This is a genomic window from Amycolatopsis dongchuanensis (assembly GCF_039542405.1).
GTDB classification, from domain to species: domain Bacteria; phylum Actinomycetota; class Actinomycetes; order Mycobacteriales; family Pseudonocardiaceae; genus Amycolatopsis_E; species Amycolatopsis_E sacchari.
This window is the reverse complement of record NZ_BAABIB010000092.1, coordinates 1-24,896: the sequence shown is the minus strand read 5'-3', so window position 1 is coordinate 24,896 and position 24,896 is coordinate 1. Positions and strand designations below refer to the sequence as shown.

At 70.2% G+C, this 24,896-nt stretch carries 24 protein-coding genes; 16 read left to right on the top strand and 8 right to left on the bottom strand.

Annotated elements, in window-relative coordinates; all coding sequences use genetic code 11:
* The first annotated feature begins 83 nt into the window (after nucleotides 1-83).
* Together ABFX51_RS25440 and ABFX51_RS25435 are read left to right on the top strand one after the other, a co-directional pair.
* Nucleotides 84-1,481 (top strand): AMP-binding protein, encoded by a 1,398-nt coding sequence (locus tag ABFX51_RS25440; RefSeq protein WP_346055125.1) that lies wholly within the window; start codon nucleotides 84-86, stop codon nucleotides 1,479-1,481.
* 45 nt (nucleotides 1,482-1,526) lie between these two features.
* Complete coding sequence (locus ABFX51_RS25435) at nucleotides 1,527-2,237, top strand: lysophospholipid acyltransferase family protein (RefSeq protein WP_346055124.1); 711 nt, start codon at nucleotides 1,527-1,529, stop codon at nucleotides 2,235-2,237.
* On the opposite strand, the gene ABFX51_RS25430 is transcribed toward ABFX51_RS25435, so the two are convergent.
* Together ABFX51_RS25430 and ABFX51_RS25425 are read right to left on the bottom strand one after the other, a co-directional pair.
* On the bottom strand, nucleotides 2,234-2,902 hold the full coding sequence (locus tag ABFX51_RS25430; protein WP_346055123.1) for an alpha/beta fold hydrolase: 669 nt from the start codon (nucleotides 2,900-2,902) through the stop codon (nucleotides 2,234-2,236). The two genes, ABFX51_RS25435 and ABFX51_RS25430, sit on opposite strands and share 4 nt — an antisense overlap.
* Nucleotides 2,903-3,031: 129 nt before the next feature.
* On the bottom strand, nucleotides 3,032-3,850 hold the full coding sequence (locus ABFX51_RS25425; protein ID WP_346055122.1) for a Cof-type HAD-IIB family hydrolase: 819 nt from the start codon (nucleotides 3,848-3,850) through the stop codon (nucleotides 3,032-3,034).
* Nucleotides 3,851-3,895: 45 nt separating this feature from the next.
* Here ABFX51_RS25425 and ABFX51_RS25420 point away from each other — a divergent pair, with 45 nt between their 5' ends.
* The 8 genes from ABFX51_RS25420 (at nucleotide 3,896) to ABFX51_RS25385 (ending at nucleotide 13,870) form a co-directional block, all read left to right on the top strand.
* On the top strand, nucleotides 3,896-4,780 hold the full coding sequence (locus ABFX51_RS25420) for an LLM class flavin-dependent oxidoreductase (RefSeq protein ID WP_091509336.1): 885 nt from the start codon (nucleotides 3,896-3,898) through the stop codon (nucleotides 4,778-4,780).
* Nucleotides 4,781-4,829: 49 nt separating this feature from the next.
* Nucleotides 4,830-6,053: a UDP-galactopyranose mutase gene (gene glf, locus ABFX51_RS25415; RefSeq protein ID WP_346055121.1), complete on the top strand. Its 1,224-nt coding sequence runs from the start codon at nucleotides 4,830-4,832 to the stop codon at nucleotides 6,051-6,053.
* The gene (locus ABFX51_RS25410) at nucleotides 6,046-6,567 is read left to right on the top strand and encodes a phosphatase PAP2 family protein (RefSeq protein WP_346055120.1); all 522 of its coding nucleotides are present in this window, start codon (nucleotides 6,046-6,048) and stop codon (nucleotides 6,565-6,567) included. The genes glf and ABFX51_RS25410 overlap by 8 nt, the downstream gene beginning before the upstream one ends.
* 14 nt (nucleotides 6,568-6,581) lie before the next feature.
* Complete coding sequence (locus ABFX51_RS25405) at nucleotides 6,582-7,553, top strand: decaprenyl-phosphate phosphoribosyltransferase (RefSeq protein WP_428832501.1); 972 nt, start codon at nucleotides 6,582-6,584, stop codon at nucleotides 7,551-7,553.
* Nucleotides 7,550-9,490 (top strand): arabinofuranosyltransferase, encoded by a 1,941-nt coding sequence (locus ABFX51_RS25400; protein ID WP_346055119.1) that lies wholly within the window; start codon nucleotides 7,550-7,552, stop codon nucleotides 9,488-9,490. The genes ABFX51_RS25405 and ABFX51_RS25400 overlap by 4 nt, the downstream gene beginning before the upstream one ends.
* Nucleotides 9,491-9,500: 10 nt before the next feature.
* The gene (locus ABFX51_RS25395) at nucleotides 9,501-10,901 is read left to right on the top strand and encodes a hypothetical protein (protein ID WP_091509326.1); all 1,401 of its coding nucleotides are present in this window, start codon (nucleotides 9,501-9,503) and stop codon (nucleotides 10,899-10,901) included.
* A gap of 65 nt (nucleotides 10,902-10,966) precedes the next feature.
* Nucleotides 10,967-11,713 (top strand): hypothetical protein, encoded by a 747-nt coding sequence (locus tag ABFX51_RS25390; RefSeq protein ID WP_091509324.1) that lies wholly within the window; start codon nucleotides 10,967-10,969, stop codon nucleotides 11,711-11,713.
* Nucleotides 11,714-11,740: 27 nt separating this feature from the next.
* Complete coding sequence (locus ABFX51_RS25385; protein ID WP_346055118.1) at nucleotides 11,741-13,870, top strand: hypothetical protein; 2,130 nt, start codon at nucleotides 11,741-11,743, stop codon at nucleotides 13,868-13,870.
* Here the strand turns inward: ABFX51_RS25385 and ABFX51_RS25380 are convergent.
* Genes ABFX51_RS25380 through dprE1 form a run of 6 tightly spaced genes read right to left on the bottom strand, consistent with a single transcriptional unit; the run spans nucleotide 13,860 to nucleotide 19,290 of the window.
* On the bottom strand, nucleotides 13,860-14,456 hold the full coding sequence (locus ABFX51_RS25380) for a hypothetical protein (RefSeq protein ID WP_346055117.1): 597 nt from the start codon (nucleotides 14,454-14,456) through the stop codon (nucleotides 13,860-13,862). The genes ABFX51_RS25385 and ABFX51_RS25380 overlap by 11 nt on opposite strands.
* A 1-nt stretch (nucleotide 14,457) precedes the next feature.
* Nucleotides 14,458-15,138, bottom strand: coding sequence for a hypothetical protein (locus tag ABFX51_RS25375; protein WP_346055116.1), 681 nt, complete (start codon nucleotides 15,136-15,138; stop codon nucleotides 14,458-14,460).
* The gene (locus tag ABFX51_RS25370) at nucleotides 15,135-16,613 is read right to left on the bottom strand and encodes a WXG100 family type VII secretion target (protein ID WP_091509314.1); all 1,479 of its coding nucleotides are present in this window, start codon (nucleotides 16,611-16,613) and stop codon (nucleotides 15,135-15,137) included. Before ABFX51_RS25370 ends, ABFX51_RS25375 begins: the two co-directional genes overlap by 4 nt.
* Nucleotides 16,614-17,102 carry a YbaB/EbfC family nucleoid-associated protein gene (locus ABFX51_RS25365; RefSeq protein ID WP_346055115.1) on the bottom strand — a complete coding sequence of 163 codons (489 nt, stop codon included), beginning with the start codon at nucleotides 17,100-17,102 and terminating at the stop codon, nucleotides 16,614-16,616.
* A 56-nt stretch (nucleotides 17,103-17,158) separates the two neighbouring features.
* A complete protein-coding gene (gene dprE2, locus ABFX51_RS25360) occupies nucleotides 17,159-17,914 on the bottom strand; it encodes a decaprenylphospho-beta-D-erythro-pentofuranosid-2-ulose 2-reductase (protein ID WP_346055114.1) in 756 nt (251 codons plus the stop codon).
* Complete coding sequence (dprE1, locus tag ABFX51_RS25355; RefSeq protein ID WP_177228763.1) at nucleotides 17,911-19,290, bottom strand: decaprenylphosphoryl-beta-D-ribose oxidase; 1,380 nt, start codon at nucleotides 19,288-19,290, stop codon at nucleotides 17,911-17,913. Before dprE1 ends, dprE2 begins: the two co-directional genes overlap by 4 nt.
* A 95-nt stretch (nucleotides 19,291-19,385) precedes the next feature.
* On the opposite strand from dprE1, the gene ABFX51_RS25350 reads away from it, so the two are divergent.
* The 6 genes from ABFX51_RS25350 to ABFX51_RS25325 form a co-directional block, all read left to right on the top strand.
* Nucleotides 19,386-19,847, top strand: a complete 462-nt coding sequence (locus tag ABFX51_RS25350) for a GtrA family protein (RefSeq protein WP_091509307.1) — start codon at nucleotides 19,386-19,388, stop codon at nucleotides 19,845-19,847.
* Nucleotides 19,848-19,907: 60 nt separating this feature from the next.
* Complete coding sequence (locus ABFX51_RS25345) at nucleotides 19,908-21,857, top strand: glycosyltransferase (RefSeq protein ID WP_346055113.1); 1,950 nt, start codon at nucleotides 19,908-19,910, stop codon at nucleotides 21,855-21,857.
* Nucleotides 21,854-22,438, top strand: a complete 585-nt coding sequence (locus ABFX51_RS25340) for a DUF3558 family protein (RefSeq protein ID WP_346055112.1) — start codon at nucleotides 21,854-21,856, stop codon at nucleotides 22,436-22,438. Before ABFX51_RS25345 ends, ABFX51_RS25340 begins: the two co-directional genes overlap by 4 nt.
* A 121-nt stretch (nucleotides 22,439-22,559) precedes the next feature.
* Nucleotides 22,560-23,027 carry a glycosyltransferase gene (locus tag ABFX51_RS25335; protein WP_346055111.1) on the top strand — a complete coding sequence of 156 codons (468 nt, stop codon included), beginning with the start codon at nucleotides 22,560-22,562 and terminating at the stop codon, nucleotides 23,025-23,027.
* A gap of 2 nt (nucleotides 23,028-23,029) precedes the next feature.
* Nucleotides 23,030-23,620 (top strand): DUF3558 family protein, encoded by a 591-nt coding sequence (locus ABFX51_RS25330; RefSeq protein ID WP_346055110.1) that lies wholly within the window; start codon nucleotides 23,030-23,032, stop codon nucleotides 23,618-23,620.
* Nucleotides 23,621-23,623: 3 nt separating this feature from the next.
* On the top strand, nucleotides 23,624-24,896 hold a 1,273-nt coding region (locus tag ABFX51_RS25325; RefSeq protein WP_346055109.1), incomplete at its 3' end, for a PPE domain-containing protein.

The following is a 24,896-nucleotide window of genomic DNA, read 5'->3' as shown; positions in this document are numbered from 1 at the left end:
CCCAGGGTAAACGGCGGGTTGCCGGAAGGCCCGCGCCACGCGCTCTCTACCTTGGTGCGGGCCACGAGCGGAAGGAGACCGGGGTGACGCTCATCGGCGACGGCGCGAGGATCGTCGACGCGACCGCGGGACGCGTGCTCGGCCACGACGAACTGGTGCTGGAGGTCACCCGCGTCGCGGAAGCGCTTTCCGCCCTGCCGACCGGTGTCCTCTTCGCCCGCACCGCCACCGACCTGGAGAGCATCCGGTACTACCTGGCCGCGTTCGAGAGCGGCCGCCCGATCGCGTTGCTCGATCCCGCGCTGACCGCGGACGCGCTGGCCGAGCTGGTCACGCGGTTCCGCCCGGCCGCGGTGCTGACCGCGCCCGACGCCCCGGAGCCGCCCGGCTACCTGGCGAAGGACGGGCACTGGGTGCGTGCCGACCCCGACGGCGTGTCCCCGCACCCCGAGCTGGCGCTGCTGCTCGCGACCAGCGGGTCGACCGGCGTCCCCCAGCTGGTGAAGCTGTCGCGGCGCGCGGTCCTGTCGAACGCGCACGCGATCGCCGAGGTGCTGAGCATCGGTCCCGGCGAGGTGGCGCCGACGAACCTGCCGCCGCACTACGCCTACGGCCTGTCCGTGCTCAACTCGCACCTCGCCCGCGGCGCGACGGTCGTCATCGAGCCCTCGGGCCTGCGTTCCCGGTCGTTCTGGGACGCCGTGGAGCAGTGCGGCTGCACCTCGCTCGCGGCCGTGCCCTCGCACTACGAGATGTTGCGGCGGCTGGATTTCGACCCGGCCCGGTACCCGCGGCTGCGGACACTGACGCAGGCAGGCGGGCGGTTGCGGCCCGAGCTGGTCGCCGAGTTCGACGCGAAGATGCGGGCCGTGGGCGGCGGGCTGTACGTGATGTACGGGCAGACCGAGGCGGGGCCCCGGATGTCGACCATGCCCGCGGAACTGCTGGCGCACAAACCGGAGTCGGTGGGCCCGGCGGTGCCGGGCGGCCACCTCTCGATCCGCTGCCCCGACGGGTCGGAGACCACGCACCCGAAGATCAGCGGCGAGGTGGTCTACCGGGGCCCCAACGTGATGATGGGCTACGCCGTGGACGAGGCCGGGCTCGCGCTGGGCGACCAGCTCGGCGGCGTGCTCGCGACCGGGGACCTCGGCTACCTCGACGAGGACGGCTTCCTGTTCGTGACCGGCAGGCTCAAGCGGATGGGCTCGGTGTTCGGCAACCTGTTCAGCCTCGACGACCTGGAGCAGGCCGTCCGCGCGAGCGCGCCGGAGGCCGGCCTGGTGGCCGCCGTGCCGGGGAACGACAAGGTCGTGCTGTTCGCCGAGGGCCTCGGGGCGGAGGCGTGCCGCGAGGTTTCGCATGCGCTGGCCGACCGGCTGCACCTGCACGCGTCACGGTTCGACGTCCGGCCGATCGCCGCCGTACCCCTCCTGGCCAGCGGGAAGATCGACTACCAGGCCCTGCGCGGTGAGATCTGAATCGCGATTACGCGCAAGTAACCTACGCTCCCGTAACCTGGCGGCATGGCTGAGCTCGTCTACCCACCCGTCATCCTGTTCGCGAAGACCATGTTCCGGGTCCTGGACCTGAAACTGCGGGTGGAGGGCGGCGAGCGGCTGCCGCGGCGGGGTGGCGCGGTGATCGCGTGCAACCACGTCAGCTACCTCGACTTCATCTTCTGCGGCCTCGGCGCCCAGCCCGCCGGGCGGCTCGTCCGGTTCATGGCGAAGGAGCAGGTGTTCCGGCACCGGATCTCCGGGCCCCTGATGCGCGGGATGCACCACATCCCGGTCAACCGCGAGGCCGGGCGCGCCTCGTACGAGGAGGCGGTCGCCCGGCTGCGGGCCGGCGAGGTCGTCGGCGTGTTCCCCGAGGCGACGATCAGCCCGTCGTTCACGGTGGAGAACATCAAGTCCGGCGCGGTGCGCATGGCCGCCGAGGCGGACGTGCCCGTGATCCCGATGGCGGTGTGGGGCACGCAGCGGCTGTGGACCAAGGGGCACCCGCGCACCCTGACCAAGCGCCACGTGCCGATCTCGGTCCTGCTGGGCGAGCCGCTGCGGCCGCAGCCGGAGGACGACCCGGAGCTGCTGACGAAGGACCTGCGCACCCGGATGTCGGCCCTGCTGGACAAGGCGCAGGCGGACTACCCGGAGCAGCCCAGCGGTCCCGACGACCGCTGGTGGCTGCCCGCCCACCTCGGCGGCACGGCACCGCGGCCGCCCCAGGACTAGCTCCCGGCGATCGCGGCGGCCACCTCGCGCGGCCGTGAGACCGGGGAGAGGTGGCTGGTGGGCAGTTCGGTGACCCGGGCTTCCGTGCGGTCGGCGAACCACCGTTGCAGCCCGGGGTCCAGGATCCGGTCGTCGGTGGACAGGATGTAGGCGCACGGCAGGTCGTGCCACGCCCCGCGCTCCGCGGGAGCCGAGAAACACGCGCCGTGCGTCGGCTTCTGCGAGGCCGCGAGAGCCCGCGTCGTCCGGGTGGGCAGGTCGGCGCCGAGCGCGTCCCCGAACAGCCCGGGATCGAGGGTCGACCAGCCGTCGTCGTCGAACCGGATCGCCTTCTGCCCCGGGGTGGGGGCACCCCGCTCGCTGAGGGCCGGGATCGTCTCGCCTTCGTCGGGCGCGTACCCCGCGACGAACACCAGCGCTCTGACCTGGGTGTTCTCGCGGGCCGCGGCGGAAATCACCGTGCCGCCGTAGGAGTGCCCGGCCAGGATCACGGGCCCGTCGAAGGTCGCGATCGCCCGCCGCGTCCAGGCCACGTCGTCCGCGAGCGAGGTCAGCGGCAGCTGGACGGCCAGCACCCGGTGCCCGTCGTCCTGGAGGGCGGCGACCACCTCCTGCCAGACCGACCCGTCACTCCACGCTCCGTGCACCAGAACCACGTTCGCCACTTTTGCCTCCTCGTCTTGTGCGACGCCAGGCAATCAGGCGAGGTGGCGAAATACCGAAACCCGAGGTGGATTTCGTCGCTATCCGGCAGCGGCGCGGCAGCCGCTGCCGTTTTCCGACATCGCGGCCGTTCAGAACCAGCGTTCCAGCACCTGCGCGACACCGTCCTCGGTGTTCGGGCCGGTGATCTCGTCCGCGGCGGCCTTAGCGGCCGGGTGCGCGTTGGCCATCGCCACGCCGTGCCCGGCCCACTCCAGCATCGCGACGTCGTTGGGCATGTCGCCGAACGCGATGACGCGCTCGGCGGGCACCCCGAAGCGCTCGGCGACCGCCGCGAGGCCGGTCGCCTTGGTGATGCCGTGCGCGGCGATTTCGATCAGCCCCGAGCCCGCCGAGAACGTGATGTCCACGTTGTCGTCCAGCACGGCGCCGGCCGCCTCGGCCATCTCGTCCGACGTCATCCCCGGCCTGCTGACCAGCAGTTTCATCGCCGGGTGGCCGGTGATCTCGGCCCGGGCCACCCGCACACCCTCGCCGCCGTCGCCCCACGGGTTGAAGTAGTCCTCCTCGACGACGAGGTTGTGCACGCCCGGCTCCAGCGCCCGTTTCCCCGCTCGCTCTGCCGCGAACGCGCAGCCGGGGATCGCCTTCTCCACCTCGCGGACGACCTCACCGAGCAGGACCGGTTCGAGCAGCCCGTTGACCTCGACGACCAGGTCCTGGCCGATGTCGTACAGCACGGCGCCGTTCGCGCACACCGCGTACCCGGTCAGCTCCGCCTGCTTCGCCACCGACGGGATCCACCGGGGCGGCCTGCCGCTGGCCAGCACGACCGGCACACCGGCTTCGGCGGCCCGGTGCAGCACCGACCGGGTGCGGGGGGACAGCCGCTCCCGGGCGTCCAGCAGGGTTCCGTCGACGTCGGAGGCGATCAGCAGGGGTTGCTCCACACTCCCATTGTCCCTTTGCGCCCCGTGCCAGATAGCGTTGGCTACGTGCGCGTAGGCATTGTGATCCTCCCGGAGGACCGGTGGTGGGCCGCCGAGCCCAAGTGGCGGGCCGCCGAGGAGTACGGCTTCGACCACGCCTGGACCTATGACCACCTCGGCTGGCGGTCGCTGGTGGACGGGCCGTGGTTCTCCGCGCTGCCCACGCTCACCGCCGCCGCGATGGTCACCTCGACCATCCGCCTCGGCACGTTCGTCGCGTCGCCCGTCTTCCGGCACCCCGTGCCGTTCATGCGCGAGCTGATCACGCTCGACGACATCGCCGACGGCCGTTTCCTGCTCGGCGTCGGCGCGGGCGGCCTCGGCTACGACAACTTCGTGCTGGGCGGCAGCGAACCGACGCCGCGGGAGCGCGCCGACCGGCTGACCGAGTTCGTCGAGGCGCTCGACGGCCTGCTGACCACCGACGGGTTCGACTACTCCGGGCGGTACTTCCAGGCCGTCGGCGCCCGCAACCTGCCCGGTCCCGTGCAGCGGCCGCGCCTGCCGTTCCTCGTCGCGGCGAACGGGCCCCGCACGATGCGCCTGACCGCCCGCTTCGGCGGCGGGTGGATCACCAACGGTCACCCCGCCGAAACGCTCGACGAGTGGTGGCAGGGCGTGGCCGGGCTGGTCAAGAAGTTCGACGAGATCCTGGGCGAGGCCGGGCGCGACGCCGCGAGCGTGCACCGCTACCTCAGCCTCGACTCGGCGCCCGTGTTCTCCCTGGCCAGCGTCGAAGCGTTCCGGGACGCGGCGGGCCGCGCGGGCGAGCTGGGCTTCACCGACATCGTGACGCACTGGCCCCGTTCGGGTGGTCCCTACGAGGGCAGGGAAACAGTGCTCGAACAGGTCGTGTCCGACGTGTTGCCGGAATTGCACGGCACGGCTTAAGGTGCGGCCGGTGCGGTAGCACTGCGTAGCGTGGGTACCCTCGACGCCCGTGAGCGAGCACACGAACCGCAGTGACTTTTCGGCAGCCGATTTCACCGGGTACGACCTCGTCGTGGTCGGTTCCGGGTTCTTCGGGCTGACCGTGGCCGAGCGCGCCGCCAGCCAGCTCGGCAAGAGTGTGCTCGTCCTGGAGCGGCGTGCCCACCTGGGGGGCAACGCGTACTCGGAGCCCGAGCCGGAGACCGGCATCGAGATCCACCGCTACGGCGCGCACCTGTTCCACACCTCGAACAAGCGGGTCTGGGACTACGTGAACCAGTTCACCGAGTTCACCAACTACTCCCACCGGGTGTTCGGCAAGTACCAGGGGCAGGTCTACCCGCTGCCGATGAACCTGGCGCTGATCAACCAGTTCTTCGGCAAGTCGCACACGCCGGACGAGGCGCGCGCGCTGATCGCGCAGCAGGCGAGCGAGATCGACACGAAGGAAGCGAAGAACTTCGAGGAGAAGGCGATCTCGCTGATCGGCCGTCCCCTGTACGAGGCGTTCTTCCGCGGGTACACCGCCAAGCAGTGGCAGACCGACCCGAAGGAACTGCCCGCGGCCAACATCACCCGGCTGCCGGTGCGCTACACCTTCGACAACCGGTACTTCAACGACACCTACGAGGGCCTGCCGGTCGACGGCTACACCGCGTGGCTGGAGCGCATGGCCGACCACGAGAACATCGAGGTCCGGCTGAACGTGGACTACTTCGACGTCCGCGACCTCATCCCCGCCGGCACGCCGACGGTCTACACGGGGCCGGTCGACCGCTACTTCGACTACTCCGCGGGCCGGCTGGGCTGGCGCACGCTCGACTTCGAGCAGGAGGTCGTCCCGACGGGTGACTACCAGGGCACCTCGGTCATGAACTACAACGACGAGGACGTGCCCTTCACGCGCATCCACGAGTTCCGGCACTTCCACCCGGAGCGTGATTATCCGAAGGACAAGACGGTCATCGTCCGTGAGTACTCGCGCTTCGCGAAGGAGGACGACGAACCGTACTACCCGATCAACACGCCCGAGGACCGGCAGAAGCTGGAGCAGTACCGGGAGCTGGCCAAGAAGGAGGCGGCCGAGCGCAACGTGCTCTTCGGCGGCCGGCTGGGCACCTACAAGTACCTCGACATGCACATGGCCATCGGTTCGGCGCTGTCGGTGTTCGACAACAAGATCGCCCCGCACCTGACCGAAGGCGCACCACTGGACGGGAGCCTCGATGCTTGAGAAGAGCGCACGGCGGCGCACCGAGATCGACGTGCTCGCGAAGGTGCAGGGCGTGCTCAAGCGCCCGGCGACGGTGAAGGCCGCGCGCGGCCTGTCGCACTTCGGTGAGCACAGCATTGGTTGGTTCGCCGCCGGGCTCGTCGGCGCCGCCGTCGACCGCAAGCGGCGCAAGGACTGGCTGGTCGCGGCCGGGGGCGTCGTCGCGGCGCACGGCGCGTCGATCGCGGTCAAGCGGGTGGTCCGCCGCCCGCGGCCGGAGGACCCGAGCGTGGAGGTGCTGGTCGGCACGCCGAGCAGGCTGAGCTTCCCGTCCTCGCACGCCACGTCCACGACGGCGGCCGCCGTCCTCTACTCTGGATTGACGGGACGTAACCTGGTTCCTGCCCTGGTGCCGCCGATGCTGGCCTCCAGGCTCGTGCTCGGGGTGCATTACCCGACCGACGTGCTCGCCGGAGCGGCGCTCGGCGGCGTGGTCGGTGGTCTGCTCCGCAGGAAGATCAGCAAAAAGGGGTAGGGGGAAAGCCGCCCGTGACCAACTCAGTGAACAAGGCCGAGACCGACGTGGTGCCGGAACCGGAGACCACGCCGGCCGAGGCCGACGACAGCCGGACCCCGGCCAAACGCGGCCCGGTGCGCATGGCGCTGGGCGTCGTGAAGACAGCGCGTCCGCGCCAGTGGGCGAAGAACGTGCTGGTCTTCGTCGCGCCCTTCACCGCCGCGCAGATCACCAACGGCGGCGTGCTGCTGGACGCGCTGGTCGCGTTCGCCGCGTTCTGCCTCGTCGCGTCGTCGGTGTACCTGATCAACGACGCGATCGACGTGGAGGCCGACCGGGCCCACCCGACCAAGCGCAACCGGCCGATCGCGGCTGGGATCGTGCCGGTGCCCGTCGCCTACGCGGCCTCGATCGTGTTCTTCGGCGTCGGGCTCGGCCTGTCGTTCCTGGCGAGCCCGCAGCTGGCGATCGTGCTCGGGGTCTACGAGGCGGTCCAGCTGGGCTACTGCTTCGGCCTCAAGCACCAGCCGGTGGTCGACCTCGCCATCGTCGGCTCGGGCTTCCTGATGCGCTCGATCGCCGGTGGTGTCGCGGCCAGCATCGCGCTGTCGCAGTGGTTCCTGCTGGTCACGGCGTTCGGTTCGCTGTTCATGGTCGCGGGCAAGCGGTACGCCGAGATCATGCTGTTCGAGCGCACGGGCGCGAAGATCCGCTCGTCGCTGAAGAAGTACTCGGCGAGCTACCTGCGCTTCGTGTGGGCGACCTCCGCGGCGATCGTGATCATGTCCTACTCGCTGTGGGCGTTCGAGCTGCGTGAGCGGGCGGACGGCTCGGTGTGGCCGGTCATCTCGATGGTGCCGTTCGTCATCGCGGTGCTGCGGTACGCGGTGGACGTGGACGGCGGCACGGCCGGTGAGCCCGAGGAGGTCGTGCTGAAGGACCGCGTCCTGCAGATCCTCGGCCTGCTGTGGGTCGCGACGCTCGCGGTGACGTTCTACCTGTGACGACGGCGTTGGCTCGTCCCGCCGCGAGGGACACGGCACCGCTGCCGGACGAACCTCCGCTGACCCGGCTCCCGGCCGGCCGCGCGGTCGCCGAGCTGGTGCTCGGCGGCCTGCTGGCCGTGGTGCTGAGCATGGTGCTGCAGGTGGCGGCGAGCCACATCGGCACCGACCCCGGCACGTACGTGCCGCAGGCGCTGGTGAACCTGGCCACCGCGGTCATCCTGCTGGTGCTGTTCACCGGGCTCGCGTGGGGCTGGGCCCGCCGCTGGCCGTCCTGGCTGCGGCTCGTGGGCGTGTGGGCCGCCCTGAGCGCCTTCGCGACCCTCCTGCTGGCCGTTCCGCTGCAGGCCACGCGGTTCTACCTCGGCGGTTCCTCGGGCGACAACACGTTCCGCCTGCAGTACCTGGAGCGGATGGCTTCGGGGCACGGCCTGGCGGACATGAACTACCAGGGCATCGCCCCGTACTACCCCGGCGGCTGGTTCTGGCTCGGCGGCCGCTTCGCGAACCTCCTCGGCTGGCCCGGCTGGGCCGCGTACAAGCCGTATTCGATCCTGTGGATCGCGCTGGCGACGGTGGTCGCCTTCGTGCTGTGGAGCCTCGTGGTGCGGCGTCGGCTGGCGCTGCTCGCCTCGATCGCGACGGTGTTCGCGGGGCTGGTCACGGTCGCGGTGGACGAGCCGTACGCGTGGCCGACGACGGCGTGGCTGCCGCCGGTCGTGGTGCTGGCGTGGCGGGTGTTCCGCCATCGCGGCCGGGTGCCCGCGTGGCCGCTGCTGCTGATCGGGGTGTACCTGGGCATCTGCGGCATCACCTACACCCTGCACCTGGTGTTCGGGGTGTTCGCGGTGGTCGTGCTGGCGGTGCTCGCCGGCGTGCTCGACGCGCGGGGCGGCGAGGCCGTGGGCGTGATCGTGCGGCGGTCGCTGGTGCGGCTGGTCGTCATGGGCGTGGTGACCGGTGTGCTGTCGCTGGTCACGTGGGGGCCGTTCCTGCTCGCGGGCGGGCTCGGCGAGCCGAACGTCGCCGCGCACTTCCTGCCCGAGATCAGCGCCTACTTCCCGACCCCGTTCGCGCCGACGAGCGTGCTCGGCGTGCTGTGCCTCGCCGGGCTGGTGTGGCTCGTGCTGCGCGTGCGGCAGAACCCCGTCGCGCTGCCGCTGCTGACCGTCACGGTGCTGGTGTACGTGTGGTTCGCGTTGTCGACGCTCGCGCTCGTCGTGCACACCACCCTGCTGGCGTTCCGGTTCATCGTGACGCTCGAGACGGTGCTCGCGGTGGCCGGTGTGTTCGCGGCTGTGGACCTGCTGCGCTGGGTGCCCGGGTTGGTCCAGCGGTCGCGGCCGGTGCTGCTCAGCGGGTTCGTGCTCGCGTTCGCCGGTGCGCTGGCGTTGTCGCAGGCTTCCGTGCAGGCGCTCGGCGACCAGGTGAAGACCGCGGAGTCGGACTACTACGACAACGGGTACAACGCGAAGGGCCAGCACGACCCGGAGCAGGACGGCGCCTGGACCGGCCAGTTGATCAGCACGATCGACGAGCTGTCCGGGCGGCCGCGGACGGACAACGTCGTGCTCTCGGCGTCCGACCGGCTGCTGTCGTTCGTGCCGTACTGGGGTTTCCAGCAGACGACGCCGCACTACGCGAACCCGCTCGCCGAGTACTCGCGGCGCAGCGCCGAGATCAAGAACTGGGCCGCGTCGGCCGATTCCGGCCAGCTGCTCCAGCGCCTCGCGGACAGCCCGTACCGCGCGCCCGACGTGTTCGTCCTCCGCCGCGACGACGACCAGGGCCGGCTCCTCGCGTACGTCGCCTCGGACTCGTTCCCGCAGGCGTCGCCGGTGGCGGTCGAAGAGGTGCGTTTCGACCCGGCGTTGTTCGACTCGCCGCGGTTCGCGCAGCGGGACGTCGGACCGTTTACGGTTGTCGTCGAGAGGTAACAATGTCCTGGTGAGGACGTCCTGGTGGCTCCCGGCCGCCGCCGCGGTGCTGTCGGCGCTGACGTTCCTCGTGGCCAAGGACGGTCTCACCGACGACGCCTACATCACGCTGGACTACGCGAGGAACCTCGCGGTGCACGGCGAATGGGCGCTGATCCCGGGACATCCGGCGAACACCGCGACCTCGCCGCTGCACGTCGCGGTGCTGGCGTTCGTCACCCTCCTCACGCGACTGTCCGGTTCGGTCCACCCGGTGCTCGCGCTGGGTGTCGTGAACGTGGGCGTCAGCGCGTTGCTGGGCTGGGCGTGGTCCCGCATCCGGGTACCACCGGCCGCATCGGTGCTCGGGATCGCGCTGGTGCTGCTCAACCCGCTCCTGCTTTCCGCGCTGGGCATGGAAGTCCTGCTCGTCGCGGCGATGCTGGTGCTGCTCGTGGCGTTCGCCGACCGGCCGCGGGTGTTCGGGGTGCTCGCCGGGCTCACCCTGCTGACCCGGCTGGACCTCGTGGTGTTCGTGGTCCTGATCGCGCTTTCTTCGGCGGCGGTGCGGAGACGGCTGCTCCCGGTGACGGGCTGGTGCGTGCTCGTCGCGTTGCCGTGGTTCGTCTTCAGCTGGTGCTACTTCGGGTCCGCGGTCCCGGACACGCTCGTGATCAAGCAGCTGCAGCGGTCCTTCGGGGGAAGCGGTTACCTGCGCACGGGTCTGGACCTGATGTGGGGCACGGATCCCGTGGCGGTACTGAGTTTCGCGCCCGCGGAACTGGGTGTGCTGCTGGTGCTCGGCGTGCTGGTGCTGCGCCGCCGGTTCGACCCGTTCGTCGCGCTCGGGCTGGGCGCGCTCGCGTACTGCGTGCTCTACCAACTGCTGCACGTGCCGCCGTACCACTGGTACTTCGTGCCGCCGGTGGTCGCGTTGAGCACGGCCGCGGCGGGGATCGCGGGCCGCGCGCCGCGGCTGCCCCGCGCGGGTGCGCTGGCGCTGGCGGGTGTCCTCGTGCTCGGTTACGCACCGGCGTTCGTGCGCCCGCTGCCGTGGGACGCGCCACCGTTCTTCGGAAACTGGGCCAGCGCACGGGATTACGCGCGCGTCGGCCACGAACTCGCCGCCCGTGTGGGGAACACCGCGGTCGGCGCGCCGGGCGAAATCGGCACGCTCGCGTACTTCTGCGACTGCACGATCGTCGACGGGTTCTCCGATCCCGGCTTGCTGGCACCGCAGATCCGGCAGCGCATCGCGCAGGCGAGCCCGGTGGTCGCCTGGCTGTTCCGGGTCAACTACACGCATTTCGACTGGTCCAGGCCGCCGATCCCGATCAGCTCGCAGCTGCGGTGGGCGCCGGGACCGGGCCCGTGGCAGGTCTGTTCGGGCGCACGCGGTATCGGCCATTTCACTCTTGAACCGACTCGCTGATTCCGTAAGCTCCTCGTAAACTCCCTGCATCCAGGCGGTCGGGGAGATTCCAGCGAAGGGGCGTCATGCGTTACCCCCGGTACCGGCACGGCACGTTCGCCCTGATGGACGGCGTCGCCCACCCGGTCTCGTACACGGTCGGAGCGGACCACGTCCAGCTCCTCACCGGCGTGCGGGCGGAGCCGGTCCCGGTCGAGCTGTGCGAGCGCGTGATCTCCGTCCAGGTCTACGCCAGCTACCGCGGGCACGGCGTGTTCGTCGACGCGATGGACGAGACCGGCAAGGCCCGCATCATGGAAGCCGAGTGGGACGAGGAATGGGCCACCATCAACGGCTTCGTGCACGAGAACCGGTACGAGTACTTCAAGACCGTGGACGTGCTCGACCTGCGTGACTACTACGAGAAGCAGACGGACCTGCTGTTCCTGCGCTGGCGCGCGCGGCACTTCGCGCGGCCGGTGGAGGGGCAGCCGCTCACCGGCGGCTGGGCGAACGGCAGCCCCGCGGTGATCGACGGCCGTCCGCGCTCGGGCCTGGTGCGGCTGGAGGACGGCCGGACGACGGAGGTCACGACGCGCGCGGAGTACCTGGGGTACCCGTGCGAGGTCGCGGGCATCTCCGCGGACGGTTCGGTGGGCCTGTACTACCTGGGGCAGGACATGGCGCGGGCCGAGGCGGACGGCTTCCAGCTGACCGTGGACTTCCGCTGGGCCAAGACCGTCCACATCTACGACCTGGCCCGCTACCAGGAGCACCACGCCGACCTGTACTTCGAGGAATGGCGCTCCGCGCAGGAACTGACCCGCGGGTAGGAGCCTGCGCCCGATCGTGATCGGGCCGTGACGTTACAGTGCCGTGTGCTCGAACCGCTGAACGCCACCCGCGAAACCAGCACCGATCGCCGGCGCGCCACGCGCCGTGATCCGGTCCCCTGGCTGATCGGCGGGCTCGCCCTGCTGCTGGGCCTCGTGTTCGTCGGCTCCGACCTCGCGTTCAACGAGGGCAAGCTCCTCGCGCCGCTCGACGACGTCTACATCCACCTGCAGTACGGCAGGCAGATCGGGCTCGGGGAGTTCTTCCGGTTCAACACGGGCGATCCGGTCAGCGCCGGTGCGAGCAGTTTCCTGTACGCGCTGGTGCTCGGTCTGGCGTGGACGATCGGCGCGCACGGAAGCGCTTTCCTGGCCTTCGCCATGGGCTTCAACATGCTGTGCTTCTCGCTCGGGGCGGCGCTGACGCACCTGCTGGGCACGCGGCTGGTGGCGCGTCCGGTGGGGTTGTGGAGCGGGTTGCTCGTCGCGTGCAGCGGCCCGTTGCTGTGGGGCACGACGAGCGGGATGGAGGTCGGCGTCGTCCTGCTGCTCGTGGTCGCGTCGACGCTGGTGCTGGTGCACGAGCTGCCCGGCGGCCGGTTCCGGTTGTTCCCGGTGGTGGCGACGCTGCTCGCGCTCGTCCGGCCGGAAGGGCTGATCTTCGCGGGCGTGCTGGTGCTGGCGTCGTGGGTGGTGCTGTGGCGGCAACGGCGCACCACCGGCACCGGGCGCACGTGGGCGCGCTGGTTGTGGACGCTGCTGCCCGCGCTGGCGGGGTTGGGGCAGCTGCTGTTCTACCGGATCGCGACGGGCACGGCGTCGGCGAACGGCATCCAGGCGAAGTCCCTGCTGCACGACCGGCCGGTGTTCTACCTCAGCGATTTCCTCGACCGCGCGGTGGCGAACCTGCGGGGGGTGCTGGGCGCGTTCCTCGGCTTCACCAACGGCGATTTCGCGTTCCCCGGCACGCTGCTGCTGGCGTTCGGCGGGCTGGTGTACCTGGTGCTGATCCGGCGTGCGTGGCGCCCGGTGTTCGTGGCGCTCGCGGCGGGTCTCGTGCTGGTGCTGGTTTCGGTGTCCACTTTGAACACCGCGCTGGTGCACAACATGCGGTACCAGCAGCCGTTCCTGCCGATCCTGCTGCTGTTCGCGGTGTCGGGGGCGTACGGCATGAGCCGCGTCGTGTCGCCGCGGCTGCGGCGGCCGGTCCTGCACGGCGGGCTCGCGGTGGCACTCGTGTTCACGCTGGTGGCGGTGCCGACGTGGGCGATCCGCTTCGGCCGCGACACCGCGACGATCCGCGACACGGACGTCTCGGTCGCCGAGTGGGTCGCGGGCAACGTGCCGCCGGGGGCGAGCGTGGCGGTGAAGGACGTCGGCGCGGTCGCGTACTTCGGGGAGCACCACGTCGTCGACCTGATCGGCCTCGGCACGAACGGCCTCGCGGCGGCGGCGAACAACGGGATCGGTTCGCTGTACGAGGCGTTGCGGCGACTGCCTCCGGCGCAGCGGCCGGACTACTTCGCGACCTACGACACGGTGCCCGGCCCGTCGATCGCGCAGCTGCGGCAGGTCGGGATCCTGGAGGCGGAGCCGCTGCAGACGTTCGAGGTGCAGACGCCGCCGGACCTGGCCGGGAACCTGATCGTGCCGTTCAAGGAGCTCGGCGTGTACCGGGCGGACTGGCGGCTGGCGGGCAGCGGGGACGCGCAGCCGGTGCCGGGACAGCCGCGGGACTACGTCAACGTCGGTGACCTGGTGAGCGAGGGGGAGCACGCGTACCGGCCGGAGATGGCGCAGGTGAACATGCAGCCGGTGAGCATCGTGTCGCGCGCGGGCGACGTGGTGGACAGCGGCCGCACCATCCTCGGCGGTGAGTCGTTCACGGCCAGGAACCTCACGCCGGGCCGCCCGCTGACGATCACCGCCCGCACGGCGATGGACAAGGTGGTACCGGACATGGAGGTCCTGGTCGACGGCAGGCCCGCGGGCACGTGGGTGCGCCAGCCGGCCGCGGGCGCCTGGGCGACCTACACGTACACGATCCCGGGCAACCTGATCACGAGCGCCTCACCGCGGATCGAGCTGCGCCAGCCGCGCCCGCTGCTGAACCCGTACCCGGTCTACAACTCCTACGGCTACTGGCTCAGCCAGTGACGGTGGCCCGCGCGACGAGTTCCCCGGCGAAGGGCGCTCGCAGCAACAGGGCGGACCCGTCGGCGAAATCGACGCGCACCACCCGGGGCGGCGGGGCGCTCCGCCCGGCGAACGGCGCGGAGAGGCGGACCTGACGGGGATCGGTTTCGCAGAACGTGGTGAACAGTTCGCCGGTCGTGCCGAGGAACTTGCTGGGGTACACGACCGCCACGCGCCGGTCGCTCACCACGAGGCGCGCTTCGCCGTGGCTGTTCGCGAAGTGGTCCGCGAAGTGCACGGCGAGCTGGTCGGGGTGGTGCGCGTACGCGAAGTGCCCCACCGTCGGGTCGTCCGTCCAGTCCTCTTCGAGGATCTCGGGGGACGGCAGCGGCCAGCGCGGCTTGCCGAGCTTCTCCAGGTCGAACGCGGGCACCGGGTGCACCGGCTGGTGCGGGAGCCGGACCTGCCCGCCGATGTTCGACCGCACGTACTCCCGCAGTGGCGGCGTGCCGAACCCGAGCCGTTCGCCCTTGCGCAGCCAGTGCCGGGTCAGTTCCCCGGTGACGAGCTCGTCGTTCTTCCGCAGCTGCTTCGCGAGGAGGTCCACGTCAGCGCGCCATCCACTCGAACACCGCCGGATCTTCGGCGGGGAGCAGGAGTTCCAGTCCCGATCCGTCCACAAAGGACATCCGCAGGCAGGGCTTGCGCCTGCGTTGCGCCGCCGCGACGCCCGCGATCCGCGCCCGCGGCACCTCCGCCACGATCTCACGTCGTTCGATCACGACCGGCTGTCCCTCCCTGTGCGGGCCGTAGGTCTTCCTGCTGTTCCCCGTCACGGCTCTGGCCAGGCCTTTGCCCACACCGAACAGAACCTTGCCGAGGCTCTCCGGCTCGGACGTCACGGGCCGCCCGAACAGCACGAGCCGACGGGCCGTCAGCGCCCACAGGCATTCGATGTTCACCCCCGGCTTCCCGAGCGCGGTCAGCAGGTCCGTGGCCAGTCCCTCCTTGCGCTGGCCGGTGACGAAGGCACCGGCCAGCGGCCGGGAGTTCGAACTGGAGTCGGTCTCGCCGAGCATCTCCGATGCGAAGTCACCGGCCACCCCGCCGACCGCGCGCAGGCCGCGCAGGACGGCGTTCTTCTTGGGCTCGCCCAGCGGGTCCAGGCCGTCGACGTCGTAGTAGTACGCGAAACGGTTGTAGGCGGCCCACAGCAACTGCTCGTCGGGCGGGAGCTGCATCCGTGCGGTCGTCGCCGCGCCCACGCGGTCGGAAAAGCGGTAGCTCATTCGAGCGTGAAGCCTCTTTCCTCGGCGGCCCGGCGCTCCTCGTCGGACTGCGGTTCCTGTGCCTCGTTGTAGCCGTACCGCACGCCCTGCTCCACGGCGAAACCGGGCAGGTCCGACTTCGCCGTGCGGTAGGCGGCCTTGCCGATGGACGAGGTGCCGCTCATCCCGGCCATCCTCAGTCCCGTCTCGGCGAGGTTCGCGGCGAGCGCGCCCTCGCCGTCGCCGAGCCCGCGGGCGAACCTGTTGGCCGTGCCCGAGGCGATCCCGTCCTCGCCGGTCTTGGTGAGGATCTTGACCAGCGGGTTCCGGTCGAGGTGCTCGGCGAGCCGCTTCTCGAGGAAGTTGCCGTTGCGCAGGCCGTTCATCTTTTCGACGGCCTGCTTCAGCGGGCCCTTGCGCAGCCACTGCAGGAACTTCTCCAGCTTCTCCACCAGCGGCTTCAGCTTGCCGAGGAGCTCCTTGACCTTCATGCCGAGGCGGCCGCCGGTGATCCCGACCTCACCGGCCGTCATACCTTCCGCCGCCACCACCGACCCGCCCGCGGTGATCCACGAGGCCGCCAGCGCCGCCAGCCACTCGATGATCAGCCCGAGGATCAGCTGCTCGATGATGTCGACGCACATCTCGACGAACTCGTCGAACAGGTCGGCCGCGAACTCGAGCATCTGCTGCAGCCCGCGCACGTCCTGCGCCAGCCCCTTCGCGCCCTCGGCGAACTCGCCCATCTGCTTGCGGAACGCGTCCCCGCCGCCGCCCTGCCAGGCCGGTTTCGTCGCGTCGGCGCGCTGCTTCTCGTGCTCCCCGAAGCCGTCGAGCCAGTCGGCGACCTTGGACCAGCCCTGCGCCGTGCTGCGCATCTGCTCCGGGTCGCCGATGGCGGGCTCCAGCACCAGCTCCACCAGCGGGCTGATGACGATGCTGATCAGGAAGCCCAAACCGTTGTCGAGGAACGCCTGACCCGGGCTGGTGAGCAGTTGCAGCTGCTCCATGCGCGCGTTGATGGTGGCGAAGGCGACGTCCGGCGGGCTGCTCGCCCGCGCCACGTCCCCCGCCGCGCTCACCCAGGAGCTGCCGTACCCGGCGTTCTGCTCGAAATCGCTCTTCCGGCTGGAGTCGCCCGCGTGGTTGACGTCCGAGATGCTCGCCGGGTCACCACCGGCGTCCGCGAGCGCCTTGAACCTGCCCAGGTCGTCCGCCGTCAGCGAGTCCTGCCCCTGGTACAGGTGCGCCGCGAGCGCGGTGTTGTCGGCGATCTGCTCGAGGAAGGACTGCGCCTGCGTGGCGAGGTCCTGGCACTCCTGCAGCCCGTCGAAGTACTTGAAGGCGAGGAACTCGCCGATCGGGCCGAAGCAGTCGTCGCTCACGCGCGCCTGCTGCAGCACCCCGGCGAGCTTGCCCATGTGCTCCGCCGCTTCCCGGGACCCCTCGCTGTGCGCGAACAGCGCCCCGGTCTCCACCTGAAAACCCGTCGTCATCTAGTCACGCCTCAGAATCGGTCCGCCGAAGTCGTCGGGTTCGACTTCCGGCGCGGGCTGCCGGTTCCGTGGAGTGCGCGTGGGAACGGGCGGCTCCGGCGGCGAGGGCGCCTGCGGCGCGGGTTGCTCGGGCGCCGCCGGGGCCAGCGCCGGGACGTGCGCGTTGAGCGCCTGCTGGAACTGCTCGGTGCGCTCACCCAGCAGCGGGCGCACGGTCTCCTGCATCCGGGCCGCGGCCTGCTGGGTCGCCTGCCGGATGGCCGCCATGATGTCCTGCTGAAGCTGGACGTGGGTCTTGCGCATGGCCTGCGGGGACAGCCGCAGGCCGAGCACCGCGCCGGACGGGGCCACGGTGACGCTCACCGACCCGTCCGGGCTGCCGCCCTGGCCGCGCAGCTCGCCGAGCTTTTCCTTCAGCTGCGCGGCCTTCGCCGCCTGTTCCTGGAAGGACCGCAGCGCGCGGTCCAGCCGTTCCTCGCGGCTCGCCATGCTTCCCCCTCAGGTCAAGAACTACCCGAGGATCAGTAAAACACGGCGATAGCGGGTCAGATGGGCAGTTTCCGGAAGATCGGCCGCGGGACGTGGCGCAAAACGGACATCACGAGCCGGAACTGCGCGGGCGCCCACACGATCTCCTTGCCGCGGCGCGCGCCGTCCACGGCGACGTCGGCGACCTGCTCGGCGGTCTGCTCCAGCGGCGCCTTGCCCATGCCCTCGGTCATCTTCGTCCTGACCTGACCGGGGCGGACCACCGTGACCGTGATGCCGAACGGCCGGAGCGCCTCGCCGAGGCCGAGGTAGAACCCGTCGAACCCGGCCTTGGTGGAGCCGTACATGAAGTTCGAGCGGCGCACCCGCTCACCGGCCACAGAGGACAGTGCGATGACCTTGCCGTGCCCCTGCTGCTTGAGCTTGTCCGCCAGCGCCACACCGACCGACACCGCGGCGGTGTAGTTCACCGTCGCCAGCTCCACGGCCAGCGCGTGGTCCTGCCAGGCCTGCTCGGCGTCCCCGAGCAGCCCGAACGCGACGACCGTGACGTCGATGTCGCCCTGGGCGAAGATGCCGTCCAGCACCGCGGGGTGCGAGCCGGTGTCCTTCGCGTCGAAGTCCACTTCGGACACTTCGGCGCCGGCGCCGCGCAGCTGCTCCGCGGCGAGCTTGCGGCGTTCCGACGGCCGCGCCGCGAGCACGACCTTCAGCGGCCGCTCGGCCAGGTACTTGCGGGCGATCGCGAGCCCGATGTCCGAGGTGCCGCCGAGCAGCAGCAGCGACTGGGGGTTGCCTACCGCGTCGATCACAGTTCGAGCCTCCGGCTCATGTCAGAGGCGAAAACGCCTTCGGGGTCAACGGAATGCCGGACCTTGCGCCACTCGTCCAGCCGCGGGTACATCTTCGCGAACATCTCCGCCGTGGTCCGCGAGTCCTTCGCCGTGTACAGGCGGCCGCCCGCGGCCAGCACGGCCTCGTCCATCTCCGTGCAGAACCGGCTGAGACCGTCCTTGATCGGGAAGTCCACGGACAGCATCCAGCCCGGCGACGGCCACGACAGCGGGGCGCGGTTGCCCTCGCCCATCCGCTTGAACACGTTGAGGAACGAGTAGTGCCCGGACGTGGCGATCCTGCGGCACAAGGCCTTCAGCTCGTCCTCGCGGCCGAACGGCACGGAGAACTGGTACTGCAGGAAACCCTTGGAGCCGTACGCGCGGTTCCACTCGCTGAGCATGTCCAGCGGGTGGTAGAACTGCGTCAGGTTCTGGATCTTGCCGCGGACGCCCTTCTTCGGCACCGTGCGCTGCCAGACGTTGTTGAGCAGGCCGAAGGTCAGCTTGTTGCCCAGCCCGTTCGGGAACACGTCCGGCAGCGTCATCAACTGCGGCGCGTCGAACTTCAGCGGGTTCGCCCGCAGCTTCGGCGGCAGCTGGTCGAGCTTGGCCAGCGAACCGCGCGAGAACGTGGCGCGGCCCATGCGCGAGTCGGAGTTGATGAGGTCCGGCACCGACATCGAGTAGTCGTAGTTGAGGTCCGAACCATCGGTGAACAGGGCGAGCGTCTCGTCCAGGTTCGACGTGCGGTCCGCGTCCACGACGAAGTACGCGCTCTCCGTCTTCTTCATGCGGATCGTGGCGCGCACGATGATCCCGGTCAGCCCGATCCCGGCGACGGTTGCCCAGAACAGCTCGGCCTCGGGGCCGTCCGGCGTGAGCGTCCGGACGCGGCCGTCGGCGGTGACGAGGTCCATCGATACCACGTGGTTGCCGAAGCTGCCCGCGCTGTGGTGGTTCTTGCCGTGGATGTCGTTGGCGATCGCGCCCCCGATGGTCACCTGGCGCGTGCCCGGCAGCACCGGCACCCACAGCCCGTACGGCAGCGCGGCCTTCATCAGCTGGTCGAGGCTCACGCCGGCGTCCAGGTCGACGAGCCCGCTGTCGGGGTCGATCGAGTGGATGCGGTTCAGCGCCGTCATGTCCACGACGAGGCCGCCCGCGTTCTGCGCGGGGTCGCCGTAGGAGCGGCCGAGGCCGCGGGCGATCACGCCGCGCCCACCCGCCTGGGTGACTGCGCGCGCGATGACCTCCACGTCCGGGGTGCTGAGCACGTCCGCCGTGGTCGGGGCTGTGCGGCCCCAACCGGTCAGTGTCCGCCGCTCGGTCGGGAAATCGGGAGTCGCGTTCACCCGCCCCAGGGTAACGATCCCCGATCGGCGGCTTGCGGCCTCCCGCTTCTACACTTTCCGGGTCCTGGAAAATCCCATGCCGGTGAGGTTGTGCAGTGGTGTCCACGGAACCGCAGGAGACGACGGAAACCCCGAAAGCCGCGCCCGGCCTCGTCGGCCAGCTGCTGCGCTTCGCCCTCATCGGGGGCTTCTGCGCGCTGCTCGACCTGGGGATCTACACCCTGGAGCTGGCGCTGGGCATGGACGCGCAGCCGTGGCCCGTCGTGGCGCGCGCCGTCAGTTTCATCGTCGGCACCACCACCGCCTTTTTCCTTAACCGGAAATTCACGTTCTCGGCGGGCCGGAAAGACGGCGCCGGGCAGATCGGCGGATTCGTGCTGCTCTACGGGGTGACGTTCTTCGTCGCCGTCGGCATGAACTCGCTGATGCTGGCCGTGCTGCCGGAGTTCACGTGGAAGAAGACGGTGGCGTGGGTGATCTCGCAGGGCACCGCCACCGTCATCAACTTCGTGATGCTCAAGTGGGTCGTGTTCCGCGAGCGGCCCGCCGCCGCCTGACCCGCGAACCCCTGTAGCTTGACCTCGGCGTGACCGAACCCCCTGGAGGACAGCGAACTCATGGCTGGTAAGACCGCCACCGGACGGCCCACCACGACGAACAGGGCGCGGGGCAATGGTTCCCGTGCCGCGTCGGGCAAGGAGCAGACCACGTTCTCCGAGCACACCCCCCAGGGGCGGTTGACCACGCAGCGCGGCCTGTTCGCGGGCCCCTCGCCGATCGTGTCGAAGGACCTCTACGCCGAGATCGCCTCCGGTGAGGCCACCCGGAAGCGTGACGTGCTGAGCCTGGAGGAGTCCGCGCGGGTGTCCGGGAACACCTATTTCGGGCGGTTCCCGGCGAGCTACTGGCAGCGCTGGACGACGGTGCGCGAGGTGCGTGCCGAGCTGGTCGTGAGCGGTTCCGGGCTGATCGCCGCGCGGGCGTCGGACTACGAGGGCGAGCCGCGGACGGTCGAGGCGCGTGAGGTCGAGGACGCGAAGCAGGAGGCGGTTGCGATCGACCTCAAGCTCGACAAGTTCCTCGACGGCGGTGCGCTGTGGCTGGACTTCGAGACGGAGGCCGGGCAGCGGCTGCAGGTCGAGCAGGTGCGCTGGACGGTCGAGCCGCCGGAGAAGATCCGCCCGACCGCGGTGACGATCTGCACGATGAACCGCGCCGACGACTGCCTGAAGAACCTGCAGGCGCTCGCCGGTGACCTCTCGTCGCTGGACACGCTCGACGCGATCTACGTCGCCGACCAGGGCACCGACCGCGTCGACTCGCGGGAGGGCTTCGCGCAGGTCGCGAAGGACCTGGGCGACAAGCTGCACTACATCACGCAGCCGAACCTCGGCGGCGCCGGCGGTTTCACGCGCGGGCTGTACGAGGTGGCGGGCCACTCGGAGACCGAGCACGCGAACGTCCTGTTCATGGACGACGACGTGCTGCTGGAGCCGGACCTGGTGATCCGGATGACGGCGTTCTCGAACCGCGCGGCGAACCCGGTCATCGTCGGCGGGCAGATGCTGAACCTGCTGCACCCGCACCAGCTGCACGTGGGCGCCGAGTACGCGCGGCTGAACACGCTGGAGCCGGGGATGCCGGTCGAGCACAGCCTGTCGACGGCGGACCTGCTGGGGGTCGACGAGGAGACCGGCAAGCCGAACAAGCAGGAGCGGCGGCTGGACGCGGGCTACAACGGCTGGTGGTCGTGCCTGATCCCGGCGGAGGTCGTGCGGGCGGTCGGGTACCCGATGCCGTTCTTCTTCCAGTGGGACGACGCGGAGTACAGCTACCGGGCGCGGGCGCACGGCTTCCCGACGGTGACGCTGCCCGGTGCGGGCGTGTGGCACGCGGACTTCCACTGGAAGGACTGGGACGAGTGGCACCGGTACTTCAACCTGCGCAACTCGATCATCACGGCGGCGCTGCACAGCGAGTTCAACCTGATCGTGCTGGCGCGGGTGCTGATGGCGCAGCTGGTGCGGTACCTGCTGGGCATGCAGTACGGCCTGACGCACACGCTGATCAAGGCGGTCGAGGACTTCCTGGAGGGCCCGGAGATCCTGCGTGACGGCGGGGTCGCCGCGATGAAGGAGATCCGCGAGATCCGGGCGAAGTACCCGGAGACGAAGCGCCACGACCCGACCGAGGTCCCCGGCATCGCGTCGAACGACATCGGCATCATCAACGGTGCGGGGCGCCCGTCGCTGCAGCGGCTGGTGCTGGTCAAGCGCATCGTGGACCGCCTGCGCGGCCGGTCCCGCTTCTCCCTGGGCGCGATCCCGATGGACGAGGCGTCGTGGTGGCACGTGGCCCTGTTCGACACGGCCGTCGTGACGGACGCGAACCAGGAGGGCGTGCGGGTCCGCAAGTACGACCGCGACCGCATGCTGGAACTGGGCAAGCGCGGGATCCGGGTGATCAACCGGCTCCGCAAGGAGGGCCGGGCGGTGCAGGCGCAGTACAAGCGCGCCCTGCCGGAACTGACGAGCCGGGAGAACTGGAAGCGCCTGTACGAGCTGTGAGGCGGTGGGCGCCGCTGGCCGCGGCGCGGGTGGCCGCGGCGCCGCTGGCCGCGGCGGCGGTGGCCGCGGCGGCGGTGTTGCTGGCGGGCTGTTCCAGTGAGGAGCCGGGGAGGGCGCTTCCGGCTACCTCGGCTCCAGGCAGCTCCTCCCCGGTGGCGCAGAACGCGCTCGGCTCTTTCAACCCGTGCGAGGCGCTCACGAAGCAGGATCTCGACCGCTACCGGGTACAGGGGCCCGGACGGACGGACGACCCGCCCAGCGGTGCGGCCGCTTGGTGCCGGTGGACCGGGCGAGCCTCGGACAGTGCTTCCATGGTCTTCGGTCTCACCGTGCGGCCCCAGCAAGGACTGGCTGACCTGACGCGCACGGTGGGACAGCTGTCTGACGGCACGGTCAACGGCCGGCCGGCCCGCCGCTTGGCGGGTGAAACAGGTGGCTCCTGCACTGTCGCGCTCGCGGTGAGCGCGGGCTCGAGGGTGGATGTCTCGGCGGTCGGTACTACCGAGGTAGCCGAAGCCTGCACTGTCGCTTCGGACCTGGCCAACATCATCGAGCCGAAGCTGCCCCCGTATTCGGGCTGATGCGGAACCTAATGCCGCTGACCTGCGTCGAAGTGGTGTTTCTGTGTGAAATCGCGGTTGCGCTCGGTCGTGGGCCAGTACACTCCGCGGGGTAACCGGACGAGACGACGTGGGGACAGCGATGACGGGGTTCGTGCCGAACGGGGGTCAGCAACCGGCCACCACCGACGTCGGCGGTGCGATCGGCTTGGGGATCGGCGGCTTGATGAGCCAGGCGGCCATCGCGTCGACGACGGCTGAGGTGCAGAAGCTGGTCGACTCGGCGAAGTCCGGTGGCTTCGCGATCAGCGAGGAAGGCGCGGACGAGTACATCCGGGTGTTCCGGGATTTCGAGAACGTGGCAAGCCAGCTGCTCCGTACGGCGAGGGACGCCAGCCAGAAGCCGCAGTTGGGGAGCAGCGCTTACGCGAGGACGGTCGCGAATCACACGGTGTTGGTCGCGAACGGTGATGCGCAGTCCTACAACACCGCGTTGCAGTCGCTCATCAATGTGGTGAGCCAGGCCCGAACTGCGTTCGAACAGGCCAAGAAGAACTACGCGCAGATGGACGATGAGGTCGTGCAGACCTTCAGCGGGGTGCAGAACTGAGCATGCGCAAAGCGATGAACGGTGCTGGCCTGTTGCTCGGCATTGCCGTGACCTCACTTGTCGTCGGCTGCTCGAGTCCGCAGCCCGGCCAAGCCGTACCTGGGCCCAGTAGCACCGCAACAGCGTCACAATCCGCTTCGCCGTCGAGTGATACGGCGGAAGCTGACAGCACACTCGCCGCCGTGCAGCCATGCACACTCCTCACGTCGCAGGACATTGTGCAGTTCAAAGGGCAAGGCCCCGGGAAGGCCGAAGACACACAGACTTCCGGTGCGACGAGTGCGTGTGGTTGGCTCGGGCGTTCTGCGGATGATCGTTCGGTGAGCTTCGGAATCCTCATCCGCGCCGCTCAGGGGGTCGACGAGCTGCAGCCGATTGGCGGTGCCATCAGGAACGGTACGGTGAATTCCCGTACGGCACGCCAGCTCGCGAGCAATGATGGTGGTTGCACCCTCACACTCAAGGTCGGTGAACGATCAAGGGTCGACATTTCCGTGGTGGTCGGCGGACAGGTAGACCCCACGGAGGCATGCCAGATCGCTTCCAACATCGCCAACATCATCGAGCCGAAGTTGCCTCCGGAGGCGAAGTAGCCAATGACCAATCCGCAGCAGCCGGGCAATCAGGGGCTGGACGACTACACCGACCAGGGCGGCAAGTACACCTCTCCCCAGCAGCAGCTCGAACAGCAGCTCATCGCCGAGGGGTACGACCCCAACAGCAAGGGCTTCTTCGACGCGATCACCAACTTCGTCGCCAGGTCGCGGGCCGAGGCGGCCAGTGACCAGCAGCGTTCCCAGCAGACGCGGCAGCTCAGCCAGGGCGTCGAGTTCCGCGACGGGCTCCAGCCGTCCAACTACAACTACCTCGCCATGCCCCACGAAGAGCTCAAGACGATGGTCCAGACCGTCAACCCCAGCCAGGTCACGGGCGTCTCCACCGCCTGGACCCAGCTCGCCAACGCGATGGCCACCTTCGGCCAGCAGCTGGGGCAGGCGGCGAACAAGTCGGGCGCCACGTGGAAGGGGGAGGCGGCCGAGTCGGCCTTCAACTTCGTCTCCGGGCTCGGCACCTGGAGCGACCAGAGCGGCCAGGCCGCCCAGCTCGCCGCCGACCAGGTGTACAACCAGTCCTCGGCAGCCGAGACCGCCAAGAACAGCATGCCCGACCCGATCCCGTTCAGCTGGACCGACGAGATCAAGAGCTGGGCGAGCGCCAACCCGTTCAACCTCGTCGACAAGATCGACGCCTCGTTCGAGAAGCAGCAGCAGAGCCAGGAGGCCCACGAGCAGGCCGCCCAGGTCATGTCGTCCTACGACAGCAACCTCTACAGCGCCGCGGCGAAGGCCCCCGCCTTCTCCCCGCCGCCGACCTTCGAGGGCCCCGGCGCCGGCTCCCTCGGCCACGTCGGCAGCGGCCTCGACGGCACCGGCTCCTCCGGCTACACCGGCCCGACCGGCGGCAACATCGGCTCGTCCGTCGGCGCCACCGGCGGCCAGCAGGGCGGCACGGGCAGTGGCGTCACCTCCGGGTCGGTCACCGGCAGCCTCTCCGGGCTCACCGGCACGCCCCCGCCCACGCCCGCGCTGAGCAGCGGCACCAAGACCGGCGGGCGCACCACCCGGCCGGGTGGCACCACCGCGCAGGGCTTCCAGCCCGGCGGCGGCAACTTCAACTCCTCGAACAACTCCGGCCAGGGCACGACCGGCCTCGGCATGGGCGGCCTGCCGATGGCACCGATGGGCGGCTTCGGCGGCGCCGTCGGCGGTGACGAGTACTCCAGCAAGGTCGGCCGCGGCGGCGGGGGCGGCTTCGGCCCCGGCGGCAGCGCGGCGAGCAGCGGGTCGGCGGCCGGCGGCGGCGCGGGCG

What these genes read in the sequence shown, in the direction of transcription:
- ABFX51_RS25435 (WP_346055124.1), top strand. Translation starts at nt 1,527, where the DNA reads ATGGCTGAGCTCGTCTACCCACCCGTCATCCTGTTCGCGAAGACCATG.
- ABFX51_RS25335 (WP_346055111.1), top strand. Translation starts at nt 22,560, where the DNA reads ATGACGGGGTTCGTGCCGAACGGGGGTCAGCAACCGGCCACCACCGAC.
- ABFX51_RS25345 (WP_346055113.1), top strand. Translation starts at nt 19,908, where the DNA reads ATGGCTGGTAAGACCGCCACCGGACGGCCCACCACGACGAACAGGGCG.
- ABFX51_RS25390 (WP_091509324.1), top strand. Translation starts at nt 10,967, where the DNA reads ATGCGTTACCCCCGGTACCGGCACGGCACGTTCGCCCTGATGGACGGC.
- ABFX51_RS25330 (WP_346055110.1), top strand. Translation starts at nt 23,030, where the DNA reads ATGCGCAAAGCGATGAACGGTGCTGGCCTGTTGCTCGGCATTGCCGTG.
- ABFX51_RS25365 (WP_346055115.1), bottom strand. Translation starts at nt 17,102, where the DNA reads ATGGCGAGCCGCGAGGAACGGCTGGACCGCGCGCTGCGGTCCTTCCAG.
- ABFX51_RS25370 (WP_091509314.1), bottom strand. Translation starts at nt 16,613, where the DNA reads ATGACGACGGGTTTTCAGGTGGAGACCGGGGCGCTGTTCGCGCACAGC.
- ABFX51_RS25375 (WP_346055116.1), bottom strand. Translation starts at nt 15,138, where the DNA reads ATGAGCTACCGCTTTTCCGACCGCGTGGGCGCGGCGACGACCGCACGG.
- ABFX51_RS25410 (WP_346055120.1), top strand. Translation starts at nt 6,046, where the DNA reads ATGCTTGAGAAGAGCGCACGGCGGCGCACCGAGATCGACGTGCTCGCG.